The following is a 12685-nucleotide window of genomic DNA, read 5'->3' on the forward strand; positions in this document are numbered from 1 at the left end:
TATTTGCCCGCCGCGTGATTCGCGTTACACTTGCGGCCTTTAGTATCCTGCCGGAGTTGTCATGTCGTTTTCCTGTCCACTTTGCCATCAGCCTCTTACGCGTGAAAAAAACAGCTATATCTGTCCCCAACGACATCAGTTTGATATGGCGAAAGAAGGGTATGTCAATCTGCTGCCCGTTCAGCATAAACGGTCTCGTGATCCGGGCGACAGCGCGGAAATGATGCAAGCACGCCGCGCATTCTTAGATGCCGGACATTATCAGCCGCTGCGTGATGCAATTGTCGCCCAACTGCGGGAACGGCTTAATGAAAAGGCCACGGCGGTGCTGGATATTGGCTGTGGTGAAGGGTATTACACACACGCATTTGCCGATGCGTTGCCCGAAATCACCACGTTTGGTCTGGATGTTTCGAAGGTAGCGATAAAAGCGGCGGCGAAACGCTATCCGCAGGTCACTCTTTGTGTCGCTTCCAGCCACCGTTTGCCGTTTTCCGATACCAGTATGGACGCCATAATACGTATTTACGCGCCGTGTAAAGCAGAAGAATTAGCACGAGTAGTGAAGCCCGGCGGCTGGGTCATTACTGCCACGCCGGGACCGCGACATTTGATGGAGCTGAAGGGGCTGATTTACAATGAAGTACATCTTCATGCACCTCATGCAGAACAACTGGAAGGTTTTACATTACAGCAGAGTGATGAGTTGTGTTATCCGATGCGTCTTCGCGGTCATGAAGCCGTCGCATTATTGCAGATGACGCCGTTTGCCTGGCGTGCGAAGCCAGAAGTCTGGCAAACACTGGCAGCAAAAGAAGTGTTCGACTGCCAGACGGACTTTAATATTCACCTCTGGCAGCGTTCTTATTAACCGTGGAAGTGCGTCCAGAGGATCTGGACGCCGATGCCGATCAGCACCAGCCCGCCGAGAATTTCCGCTTTTTTCCCAATAATTGAGCCGATAAAGCGACCAACCATCATCCCTAATGTCGACATAATCAAGGTTGCACAACCAATGGCCAATGCGGTCGCGATAATGTTGACCTGAAGGAAAGCAAGACCAACACCCACAGCCATGGCATCCAGGCTGGTGGCAATCGCGGTGGTTACCAGTAGCCAGAAACCGTGCCGACGGCGCGGCTCTTCATCTTCATCATCTGCGCCACGAAAACCCTCAATAATCATTCGCCCGCCGAGGAATATCAGCAGCACAAACGCAATCCAGTGATTCCATTCAAGGACAAACCGGCTGGCTAACATGCCCATTCCCCAGCCGATCAGCGGCGTCAGGGTTTCGACGGCACCAAAAATAAGGCCGGTTCGCAATGCTTCAGAAAATTTCGGTTTATGGAGGGTGGCACCTTTACCGATTGATGCAGCAAATGCATCCATCGACATACCAAACGCAAGAAGAACAGTAGCAGTGATATTCATGACAACGTCCTGACCGGGGTATCCATAAAACACATCATCGCCCCCAGCAAACATGCATACATGAACAACAAGCCGCGATGGGTTTTCGCGTTCATGCAGGCATAGCGATTGATGTGCATATGGTCTCGCCTGACTGAAAGTCTTCAGTCCGTACGTGCCACGTTTTGCAACGAGTATGTTGACACGTACATTTCCGGAATCTGGAAATCGGCTACTCCCCAAATGAGGGCGCAACCTTAACATATTTTGAGAATATAAAACAACTGTTGGAATATATTATTTCATTGCTTTATTGATAACGATTTTCATTTAGATTTATATATCAATGAAACGTTAAAATAAATAACAAATAAGGGAAGAGATAATATAGCCTAAGCTATGTCTGATTATTAAAAATACACTAAACATAGCTTTGGCTAAATTAATAACTCATTGAGTTGAAACGAGAAGTTTATAAATTCTTTCCAGATCGTCGATATTTCGAACGCGGATTAACAGCCGACGCTGTTCTAATTGCATCACCAACACGCCATCTTCCGACAAGTTCATCGCTTTGATTCGGCTATATTCAATCCAGACATTGGCGAAGAAAAAACCTTTTTGTTTAAAGATGATCTTCGGAACGCGGATCCAGAATATATAAAAACCCATCAGAGCCAGTGCGCTTAATAACCATGTCGTTATTAACGCACCATGATTCGTGACGTTGTTATAGATAAGAATGACAATCAATCCGACGAAGATAACGCTATCGATGCGACCACGCCGGAGCAAAGGAATTGCCAGCAGGGTGGGGCCGTTACGGCGGGGCATGATGAACTGATCGTAGATCGCGAAGGCCAGGAGTGCGGCGATGAAAAGAATCAGTACCAGGTCCGTGATTGTCATTAATCCTCCAGATAAAAAAACGGGGCCAAAAGGCCCCGGTAGTGTACAACAGTCTTACAGTCCCAGCAGGCCGCAAGCGTAACCAGCGATACCGATGACGAAGAAGCCAACGATGATCCACAGCGGGTTAACTTTTTTGCGCAGTAGCCACATACAAGCAAAGGTCAGCAGCAGTGGTACCAGGCCTGGCATTAACTGGTCCAGAATAGTCTGGACAGTAGTAACGTGTTCTTTGCCCGTCTGGTCAGTAATGCGAGAGACAACCAGCGGGATGTTGACATGTGTCCACTTGTTAACCAATGCCCCCATGACAAACAGGCCGAGGATAGACGCCCCTTCCGTCAGTTTTTGCAGGAAGCCACCACCCATATCTTTAACGATATCGATACCTTTGGAGTAACCATACGCTACGCCGTAGTAACGGGTTGCCAGACGCACCAGGTTAAACAGGATGAAGAACAGCAGCGGACCTAACAGGCTGCCGCTCATCGCGATACCGGCACCCAGTGCTGCAAATACCGGACGTACGGTTCCCCAGAAGATCGGGTCGCCTACACCAGCCAGCGGCCCCATCAAACCGACTTTGATACCGTTGATAGCACCGTCGTCGATCTCTGCGCCATTAGCACGCTGTTCTTCCAGCGCCAGGGTTACGCCGAGAATCGGCGCAGCCACGAACGGCTGGGTGTTAAAGAACTCCAGGTGACGGCGAATAGCTTGTTTACGAGCTTCGTTGTTCTCAGGGTAGAGGCGACGAATTGCCGGTACCATAGAGAAGCAGAAACCCAGTGCCTGCATACGTTCGAAGTTCCATGAACCCTGGAAGAGGTTAGAACGCAGGAAGACGCCACGAATATCACTTTGAGTGAGTTTTTTCTCGGTGGTAGTTTGAGTTGTATCAACCATTTCGCTCACCTGTTAGTCCAGTTCGTTATCGAGATCGTTGTTACCAGCTGCCTGAGCAGGCGCACCGGCTACGCGGTTGTATTTCGGGCTAAGTTGGATGTAGAGCACTGCCATAACAGTACCAATCACACCCAGAGCAACCAGGTTAAAGTTGGTGAATGCTGCGGTTACGAAGCCGAGGTAGAAGAACGGCATCAGGTAGCCAGCACGCATCATGTTGATAACCATCGCATAACCAACCACCACGATCATGCCACCGGCGATATTCAGACCATTGGTCACCACTTCCGGAATCGCATTCAGCATGTTCTGTACTTCGCTGGTACCTACAGACAGCGCAACGATGACGGCCGGAATAGCCACACGCATTGCTTGCAGGAACAGAGAAGAAACGTGGATCCAGGAAATCGCTGTCAGGTTGCCGTTATCAGCAGCCTTATCCGCAGCGTGCTGGAAAGCAACGGTAATAGTACGAACGATGATGGTCAGTACCTGGCCCGCAGCGGCCAGAGGGATTGCCAGTGCAATACCTGCACCAATGCTCTGATGACCTGCGATAACCAGAATGGTAGAAATGATAGATGCCAGAGCGGCGTCAGGCGCAACTGCAGCACCGATGTTCATCCAGCCCAGCGCGATCATTTCCAGCGTACCACCGATAATAATACCGGTTTTCATATCCCCAAGAACGATACCCACCAGGGTACACGCGATTAGCGGACGGTGAAACTGAAATTCATCGAGGATTGATCCCATACCTGCGATACAGGCTACGATAAATACCAGCACAATTTGAAGAGTGGTAATCTCCATTGTACTTCTCCTGTTTACGTAAGACTTAAGTGTGAAAACTGAGTGATAATCAACACAATACGTTACTTATCGATTTTGCTGATCAGATCCATCATTTTCAGTTTCGGATCGGTGGAAACCTTACGGACTTCCAGCTCAATACCGCGCGCATTCAGTTTCTTGAACGCCTCGATATCTTTCTCATCAACCGAAACCGCGTTATTCACCTGGGTTTTACCCTGACGGAATGCCATACCACCGACGTTAACAGAGGTGATTTTTACGCCGCCTTCAACGAGACGCTCTACATCTGTTGGGTTGGTAAATAACAGCATTACACGTTCGCCAGCATATTTCGGGTTGTTGTAGACGCGAATCATTTTGGCAACATCAACTACGTGTGCTGTTACGCCCGGAGGTGCAACCTGGGTGAGCAGTGTCTTACGAACGGTATCCGCAGCCACTTCATCACTAACAACAATAATACGGGAGACATTGGTTTCTTTGGTCCAGCGGGTGGCGACCTGACCGTGAATCAGACGGTCGTCGATACGCGCAAGGCCAATAACCATGTAGTCGTTTGGCCCCATTGGTTTTGCCGGAGTTGGAGCCGCTTTTGGTGCTGCGGCAGCGGGTGCTGGCGCGGCTTTTTCAACCGGTTTGGCTTTCAGTGCTTTCACGCCTTCACGGCCTGTTTCTACTGCCAGCGCAACCAGTTCATCAAAGCTTGGGTCATCATCACGGGCCATTAACGTTTCCACGAGCATTGGAATGTTAACGCCTGCAATGACTTCATAATGCTCTTTGTCGACGACAATGCGGCTGGCAGCATTGAACGGGCTGCCTCCCCATGTATCAACGAGAAACAGCACGCCTTTAGTGGTGTCGAGTTTTGCCAACTGAGCGTTGTACTTTTCAATCAGCGTTTCGGCATTTTCACCTGGAACGAAATCGATCCAGCCGACGTTTTCCTGCTCGCCTAACAGCATTTCTGCCGTTTTAAGCAACTGCTCTGCAGCCCAACCATGTGTGCCTATAACAATAGCAATGGTCACTTGCTACCTCCTTTATTATCGTTAACACCTCAACGTGCCAGATGTATTTTTGAATCGTCGTCCACAATCGAATCGATTCAGATAAGGGCTACAACCAAAAACCCCTGCGTTTCGCGATTTATTTTAGATATCGAAAAAATTATTTTATGTGATGAAGATCCGTAATTTAACTTTCGATTAGCAGAAATTTCGAAAGGTAAAATATCCTTGTCACATTCGTTTGCAAAGGAAGGTAAATCTTTGCCAAATCAGAGGCGTCTCTGATATGTTTAACTCCCGTTTAACAATCATGGAGTATAGGGCAGTAGCCCGCAGTATGGATCGTCACCGACGTCATTTCAGCATCAGGCCTTTTAACGCCTGCCTTTCTGGCACTCTATGCCGCACCTTTCGTTTGCATTTTGTCGTTACGCCTGCATTATTTCTGGCGTCGAATAGCTATTCCTTAAGCAGGAGCTTGTCATGGAATTCTTAATGGACCCCTCAATTTGGGCGGGGCTACTCACGCTTGTTGTTCTCGAAATTGTGCTGGGTATCGATAACCTGGTCTTCATCGCCATTCTTGCTGACAAACTGCCGCCAAAACAACGCGATAAAGCGCGTTTGCTGGGGTTATCACTGGCGCTGATTATGCGTCTGGGGCTGCTGTCGCTGATTTCATGGATGGTCACGCTGACCAAACCGCTATTTACCGTCATGGATTTCTCCTTCTCCGGACGCGACCTGATTATGTTGTTCGGGGGGATATTCTTGCTGTTCAAAGCAACAACCGAACTGCATGAACGGCTGGAAAACCGCGATCATGATTCCGGCCACGGTAAAGGCTACGCCAGTTTCTGGGTGGTCGTCACACAGATTGTCATCCTTGACGCCGTCTTCTCGTTGGATGCGGTAATTACTGCAGTAGGGATGGTTAACCATCTGCCGGTGATGATGGCGGCGGTAGTGATTGCGATGGCGGTTATGTTGCTGGCATCCAAACCGCTGACGCGATTCGTTAACCAGCACCCCACGGTGGTGGTGCTCTGTCTGAGCTTCCTGTTAATGATTGGTCTGAGTCTGGTGGCAGAAGGTTTCGGTTTCCACATTCCGAAAGGTTACCTGTATGCCGCGATTGGCTTCTCGATCATCATCGAAGTGTTTAACCAGATTGCGCGTCGCAACTTTATTCGTCACCAGTCGACTTTGCCGCTGCGAGCCCGTACTGCCGATGCCATCCTGCGTTTGATGGGCGGGAAACGTCAGGCCAATGTTCAGCACGATGCCGATAACCCGATGCCGATGCCGATCCCGGAAGGTGCATTTGCCGAAGAAGAACGTTACATGATTAACGGCGTACTGACGCTGGCGTCGCGTTCTCTGCGCGGGATCATGACGCCGCGCGGTGAAATAAGCTGGGTTGACGCTAATCTCGGGGTCGATGAAATCCGCGAGCAGCTGCTCTCCTCACCGCACAGCCTGTTCCCGGTATGTCGCGGTGAACTGGATGAAATCATCGGAATCGTACGTGCTAAAGAACTGCTGGTGGCGCTGGAAGAGGGCGTTGATGTGGCGGCGATTGCTTCGGCGTCTCCGGCGATTATCGTCCCTGAAACCCTCGATCCGATCAACCTGCTGGGCGTGCTGCGTCGTGCTCGCGGGAGCTTTGTTATCGTGACCAACGAGTTTGGTGTGGTACAAGGCTTGGTCACGCCGCTGGATGTGCTGGAAGCCATTGCGGGTGAATTCCCGGACGCTGACGAAACGCCGGAAATCATTACTGATGGTGACGGCTGGCTGGTAAAAGGCGGTACAGATTTGCATGCCTTGCAGCAGGCGCTTGATGTTGAGCACCTTGCCGATGACGATGATATCGCGACGGTCGCGGGCCTCGTGATCTCGGCAAATGGTCACATTCCCCGTGTGGGGGATGTGATTGATGTAGGGCCACTGCATATCACCATCATTGAAGCCAATGATTATCGTGTTGATCTGGTTCGCATTGTTAAAGAGCAACCGACGCACGATGAAGATGAGTAAGCGTTAACGTAACGGCATAATGGGCGTGATATGTCCATTATGCCGGGCGGGCGGCGGTTGGCTGCCCGCCAGCCATTTGGGAAAATCACGTAGCAGCATCGGCTGTGCGTACAAATACCCTTGCAAAATATGCACGCCATGACGGCGCAAATACTTCGCCTGTTCTTGCGTTTCCACGCCCTCCGCCACCAGTTCAATATTCAGTCTTTGCCCCAGCGCGATGATGATATCGGTCACCGTCGAGTTAACCGCGTCAGAACCTATAGCTGCGGTAAATGACTTATCAATTTTCAGCACGTCAGGACGTAATGTTTCAAGCCAGGAAAATGAACTGTTGCCGGTGCCGAAGTCATCAATCGCCAGTTTGACGTTTTTACGATGTAGCTCGCGGGCAATCCGATAATCAACATCCAGTAAGGCATCGCGTTCGGTGATTTCGAGGATCAGTTGCTGAATCGGGTGAGCGCTAAACCAGTACTGATTGAGATCTTTTATCAGCACACCACGGCGAAAATGGCTGGGTGCGACGTTAATGCCAACATGAAACTGACTACTCATCGGGAAAACATGGCGCTGACGAATGGTTTCTGCCATCACATAGCGGGTCAGTGGCACAATTAAATGATGTTCTTCCGCGATAGGAATAAACACATCCGGTGAAATCCAGCCCTGACGCGGATTGTTCCAGCGCAGCAAAATCTCTACACCAATACATTGCTGGCTGCGCGCATTAAGCAAAGGCTGACAGAACAATTCGAACTCATGTTGCGCCAGGCCCAGATTGATTTCGCGGGAAAAGCTCATCCGGTAAGCGGTCGCCAGCCAGGCGATGTAGCCCACCAGTAAACTTAGCAGCACCGCCAGCGGTAATTGTGTTGGAAGATAGTGCCATGCCAGCGCCGTAGCCCCCGGACCATTAACGTTAATGGTAAAAGGAAAGCGTTGCGAAGAAACCTTATAGTTTTCATTGTCTTCAGGTTGCGGAAGGGAATCTACCAGCCCATTACCATAGAGCAAATGCCGTTTGTCCACCGTCAGGCTGGCGCTACTGATTTGCGGCAGTTGTGGCTCAAGGAGCATTGCCGTCAGTAAGTCGATGTTAATCATCTCCATGACCCCTGCATTGCTACTGCTCGCTGCAGGCGTCCATTGAATCAAAACCGGACTGCCTTTAATCAGGACACGGTCGGTCGTCAGGCGTAAAAGTGGTTGCGGTGCAGGAAGTTCAGCCAGAATGTCCACGACGGGCACATTGCGATAACCAAAAATGCTGGAGCAATAAAGTGTGCCGTCTTGCACCAGGCCAATGGATCGCACAGTTTGGAGTTTTGCCGCCTGTTTACGTAATGGCAAATGGGCGACAGAGCAGGGCAGACCAATCAGCGGAAGCAAGACTTCGCTACCTGCCTGTAGGGGAAGCAGTACTTTATCTAATTCCTCTACAGCGTGATTGGCGAATTGTACTACCCGTTGTTGATTTAAGTTACGCTGTGAAATAAATCGCACGCTCAGGGTCGAAGCGAGCGTAACGAGTGCGCAAATCGTACAAACAATCATTCGATTACGGCGATAGGTTTTAATGATCCGTTGTGCTTTTTGCATGCGGGCCACCCTGTAAGCGTATGGCGACAAACGCCTGACGCAACAGTGGAAGTGTAGTGGGGAATATTACAGCAGACGAGAAAGCGGGGATAAATTCGCCCATCCGTTGCAGATGGGCGAGTAAGAAGTATTAGTCACACTGGACTTTGATTGCCAGACCACCGCGTGAGGTTTCGCGGTATTTAGCGTTCATGTCCTTACCGGTTTCGTACATCGTTTCGATGACCTTATCCAGCGAGACGCGCGGTGCACTGGTGCGGCGCAGAGCCATCCGTGCGGCGTTAATCGCCTTCACAGAGGCAATGGCATTACGCTCAATGCACGGCACCTGAACCTGCCCTGCAACCGGGTCGCAGGTTAAACCAAGGTTGTGTTCCATGCCAATTTCCGCCGCCACGCAAACCTGTTCCGGGCTACCGCCCAGCAGTTCTGCAAGACCCGCAGCAGCCATTGAACAGGCAACACCCACTTCGCCCTGGCAACCAACTTCCGCACCGGAAATAGAGGCGTTCATTTTATACAGTGCACCAATCGCGCCCGCCGCCATAAAGTAACGGGTATAGATGTCCGGGCTGACCGATTCAATAAAGTGGTCATAGTAAGCCAGCACTGCCGGAACGATACCGCAGGCACCGTTGGTTGGCGCAGTTACCACACGACCACCGGCGGCGTTTTCTTCGTTAACTGCCAGCGCAAACATGTTTACCCAGTCAATGACATTCATCGGATCGTTAGACAGTTTATCGCTGGAAACCAGCATCCGGCGCAGGGCAGACGCACGACGCGGCACGCGCAGCGGGCCTGGCAGTACACCTTCGGTGTTCATCCCGCGATCGATACATGCCTGCATGGTTTGCCAGACATGCGCGAAATACTCGTCGATCTCTTTCTTGCTGTGCAGCGCCAGTTCGTTCTGCATAGCGAGACCAGACAGCGAATAGCCGGTTTCATTACAGTACGCGAGCAGTTCGGTGGCAGATTTGAACGGATACGGCACGCTCACTTCGTTGGCAGCATCCTGACCAAAGTGTTCTTCATCGACGATAAAACCGCCGCCGATGGAATAATAAGTTTTGCTGTAGACGACTTCATCGCCGTTATAGGCGTGGATTTGCATACCGTTTTCATGCAGCGGCAGGTTGCCGTTATGAAAACGCATCCCGTTGTCGCGCGGGAAATCCACTTCATGCCGTCCCTGTGCCAGCAGCAGACGTTCGCGCTCTTCTACGTCGCGAATAAAACCGGGAATACTGTCGATATCCACGGTGGCAGGTTCGTTACCTGCAAGACCCATAATAATGGCGATATCGGTGTGGTGGCCTTTACCCGTCAGCGACAGTGAACCATAAACGTCCACGGCAACGCGAGTAACGCTATCCAGTAAGCCTTTTTCGACCAGATCATCGACGAACTGTTTACCCGCCTTCATAGGCCCTACGGTATGGGAAGATGAGGGACCAATCCCCACCTTAAACATGTCGAATAGACTAATCACGATAATACTCCTGACAAGGTGACTGGACTTCCAGTAACGAACTAATAACAGCGCATAGTGTAAGAGGGAACGCGGCGACTGGCTTAACTATTCACATGAATTAAACTAATCAAAAACCGCGATTTAACTAATATTGCGATGATTGTCTCAAGTAGTGTTTTGTAGATGTAAAGATAAGTATAGTCAGGGTTTCACACCAATTTGCAGCGCCAGCTCACGAATTATGCCTGCGGTCATTCCCCATACAAAATACTGTTCGTACCAGGACAGCCATACCCGATGTGAATCGCCACGGCGGTAGATATCTAAAGGGTGATAACGACCCAGATGTAATGCCTGGGCGAGCGGCATTTCAAACACCGCCGAGACTTCATCTTCACTGGCGCGATACGGCAGATCGGGCGGGATAATGCCGACCACTGGGGTTACCTGATAGCCAGTTACGCTATCGACGGGCGGCAGCACGCCGATAACTTCAACGGCGGAAGGCGGTATAGCAACCTCTTCTTCAGCTTCGCGCAGCGCGGCGGCGATAACTGATGCGTCCGTGTCATCGACTGCACCTCCAGGGAATGCCACTTGTCCAGCGTGTTTACGCAGATGAATTGAACGCTGAGTCAGCAACAACCCCGGTTGCGGTCGACGGACGATGGGGATTAACACGGCAGCCTGACGATGATTTAGGGTTTCCCGGTTAATTTGTGGGCGCAAAAGTTGAAAGCGCGATAAAAAATCATCAAGCGTCAGGCTACGGTATTCCACGTCTTACTTCTCCAGTTGGCGTAATATCTTATTAACTTTATCAAAAGTTTCCTGATATTCCGCTTCTTCCTGGCTATCGGCGACAATTCCACCGCCCGCAGAGCAGTATATTTGTCCGTTAATGGCAGTCAGCGTGCGGATAGTAATGCTGGTATCCATGTTGCCGCAAAAGCTCAAATAGCCAATGCTGCCGCACCAGGCATTACGTCGCTGCGGTTCCAGTTCGTCGATAATTTCCATAGCCCGTACTTTCGGAGCCCCGGTTATTGAGCCACCAGGAAAAGCTGCGCGCAGCAGATCGCTGGCGTGTAACTGTTCTGGTAGTCGCGCCGTTATGGTGCTGACCAGATGATGCACGGCAGGGAAGGGTTCCACCACGAACAGCTCTGGTACTTTTACCGAACCTGCTACGGCAACACGACCGATATCATTACGCATTAAATCGACAATCATCAGATTTTCGGCACGATCTTTCGCTGAGTTCGCCAGTTTTTCTGCTTGTTTGCTATCTTCCCGAGGATCGGGCAGGCGTGGTAGCGTGCCTTTAATCGGGCGGGTCTGGATTTCACTATTATCACAAAGAATAAACCGCTCTGGCGAAAGGCTTAAAATTGCACCCTGTTCAAGACGTAAAAAAGCGCTAAATGGCGCGCGGTTGGCCTGATTAAGCTGAAGGAATGCCTGCCATTCATCGCCAGAATAGGTCGCATGAAAACGCTGGGCGAGATTCACCTGATAGCAATCACCGCTGTGCAGATATTCCTGTACCTGGCGAAATTTTTCGCCGTACTGCTCGCGGGTCATATTGGATTGCCAGTCGGAAGTGAGCGTGAAATCTTCCTGCGGCGAGAATTGCTGGCTTTCCAGCCAGGCCCGACGGGCATTGACATCATTATGACTCAGCAAAGAAACTGTATGACGCTGGTGGTCGACAATGAGCGCCCAATCGTAGATACCCACTGCCATATCCGGCAGAACGATATCTTGTTCCGCAATTTCTGGCAGTGACTCAAAACGGCGGCCCAGATCGTAGCCAAACAACCCCAGTGCGCCGCCCTGAAATGGCAAATCTTCGTTATGCGTTGGGCGAATGTCTGCGCGATCCAGCACCTGCTGGAGCACCTGTAGCGGGTCATCAGTGGTCGTTGTGCGTTTTTCGCTTTCACTAACAACGGTTTCTTTACCTAAAGTGGTTAAAGTGCAAATCGGATCGGCGACCACAATATCAAAGCGGCTATACGGATGATCGGCATAGCCGGAGTGTAAAAGCATCGCCCACGGCAGGTGGCTTAAGCGGGAGAAATAAAATTCAGCGGCGTCCTGACGCCAGGGTAAAGTAATCACAGCGGGAGATAACGTCTTCATCAGTCCTGACTCTACTGGCTATGTGCCGGGTAGCATGAAATAATTAGCGCCAACAATTTAGCAGGAGTTAACAATGTTTGCAGGTTTACCTTCACTCACCCATGAACAGCAGCAAAAAGCTGTCGAGCGGATCCAGGAACTGATGGCACAAGGGATGAGCAGCGGCCAGGCAATCGCGCTGGTGGCAGAAGAGCTGCGTGCCAACCACTCCGGCGAGCGAATCGTGGCGCGTTTTGAGGATGAAGACGAGTAACACACTAATCCGTATCGATTTCGTTATAGAAGCCGATGATTATTTGATTGTGAGAAAAAGGACGCTTTTTATATGTGATTAAAAGCGTCCTGACCCATTTATGCTGATATAAAT

At 50.6% G+C, this 12685-nt stretch carries 14 protein-coding genes; 4 read left to right on the top strand and 10 right to left on the bottom strand.

What is annotated here, in order from left to right:
• Positions 1-61: 61 nt before the first annotated feature.
• Positions 62-871, top strand: a complete 810-nt coding sequence (gene rlmA, locus OQV04_RS04395) for a 23S rRNA (guanine(745)-N(1))-methyltransferase (protein ID WP_032281029.1) — start codon at positions 62-64, stop codon at positions 869-871.
• Here rlmA and mntP read toward each other — a convergent pair.
• The 6 genes from mntP to manX all read right to left on the bottom strand — a co-directional run bounded on the left by mntP (position 868) and on the right by manX (position 5075).
• Positions 868-1434 carry a manganese efflux pump MntP gene (gene mntP / locus OQV04_RS04400; protein ID WP_001296134.1) on the bottom strand — a complete coding sequence of 189 codons (567 nt, stop codon included), beginning with the start codon at positions 1432-1434 and terminating at the stop codon, positions 868-870. The two genes, rlmA and mntP, sit on opposite strands and share 4 nt — an antisense overlap.
• On the bottom strand, positions 1431-1553 hold the full coding sequence (locus OQV04_RS04405; RefSeq protein ID WP_000547919.1) for a hypothetical protein: 123 nt from the start codon (positions 1551-1553) through the stop codon (positions 1431-1433). Before OQV04_RS04405 ends, mntP begins: the two co-directional genes overlap by 4 nt.
• A 310-nt stretch (positions 1554-1863) precedes the next feature.
• On the bottom strand, positions 1864-2322 hold the full coding sequence (locus tag OQV04_RS04410; RefSeq protein ID WP_000156258.1) for a DUF986 family protein: 459 nt from the start codon (positions 2320-2322) through the stop codon (positions 1864-1866).
• A 54-nt stretch (positions 2323-2376) separates the two neighbouring features.
• Positions 2377-3228: a PTS mannose transporter subunit IID gene (gene manZ, locus OQV04_RS04415; protein WP_000228655.1), complete on the bottom strand. Its 852-nt coding sequence runs from the start codon at positions 3226-3228 to the stop codon at positions 2377-2379.
• 12 nt (positions 3229-3240) lie between these two features.
• Entirely contained in the window at positions 3241-4041 is an 801-nt protein-coding gene (manY, locus tag OQV04_RS04420; RefSeq protein ID WP_000406926.1) for a PTS mannose transporter subunit IIC, read from the bottom strand.
• A 62-nt stretch (positions 4042-4103) separates the two neighbouring features.
• Positions 4104-5075, bottom strand: a complete 972-nt coding sequence (gene manX, locus OQV04_RS04425; protein WP_000150543.1) for a PTS mannose transporter subunit IIAB — start codon at positions 5073-5075, stop codon at positions 4104-4106.
• 316 nt (positions 5076-5391) lie between these two features.
• On the opposite strand from manX, the gene OQV04_RS04430 reads away from it, so the two are divergent.
• Entirely contained in the window at positions 5392-5550 is a 159-nt protein-coding gene (locus OQV04_RS04430; protein WP_001327808.1) for a protein YoaL, read from the top strand.
• Positions 5538-7094, top strand: a complete 1557-nt coding sequence (gene yoaE, locus OQV04_RS04435; protein ID WP_000394984.1) for a CNNM family cation transport protein YoaE — start codon at positions 5538-5540, stop codon at positions 7092-7094. Before OQV04_RS04430 ends, yoaE begins: the two co-directional genes overlap by 13 nt.
• 3 nt (positions 7095-7097) lie before the next feature.
• On the opposite strand, the gene OQV04_RS04440 is transcribed toward yoaE, so the two are convergent.
• From OQV04_RS04440 to pabB, 4 genes are all read right to left on the bottom strand, one after another.
• Positions 7098-8696 carry an EAL domain-containing protein gene (locus tag OQV04_RS04440; protein WP_032281027.1) on the bottom strand — a complete coding sequence of 533 codons (1599 nt, stop codon included), beginning with the start codon at positions 8694-8696 and terminating at the stop codon, positions 7098-7100.
• Between the two features lie 130 nt (positions 8697-8826).
• Positions 8827-10191: an L-serine ammonia-lyase gene (gene sdaA, locus OQV04_RS04445; RefSeq protein WP_000624298.1), complete on the bottom strand. Its 1365-nt coding sequence runs from the start codon at positions 10189-10191 to the stop codon at positions 8827-8829.
• Between the two features lie 183 nt (positions 10192-10374).
• Complete coding sequence (locus OQV04_RS04450; RefSeq protein ID WP_000456725.1) at positions 10375-10953, bottom strand: CoA pyrophosphatase; 579 nt, start codon at positions 10951-10953, stop codon at positions 10375-10377.
• A 3-nt stretch (positions 10954-10956) separates the two neighbouring features.
• Positions 10957-12318, bottom strand: coding sequence for an aminodeoxychorismate synthase component 1 (gene pabB, locus OQV04_RS04455; RefSeq protein ID WP_032281026.1), 1362 nt, complete (start codon positions 12316-12318; stop codon positions 10957-10959).
• Between the two features lie 73 nt (positions 12319-12391).
• Here pabB and OQV04_RS04460 point away from each other — a divergent pair, with 73 nt between their 5' ends.
• On the top strand, positions 12392-12571 hold the full coding sequence (locus tag OQV04_RS04460) for a YoaH family protein (RefSeq protein WP_000457334.1): 180 nt from the start codon (positions 12392-12394) through the stop codon (positions 12569-12571).
• Positions 12572-12685 lie beyond the last annotated feature (114 nt).

The organism is Escherichia sp. Lx600-2 (genome assembly GCF_036662595.1).
Taxonomy (GTDB): Bacteria; Pseudomonadota; Gammaproteobacteria; order Enterobacterales; family Enterobacteriaceae; genus Escherichia; species Escherichia coli.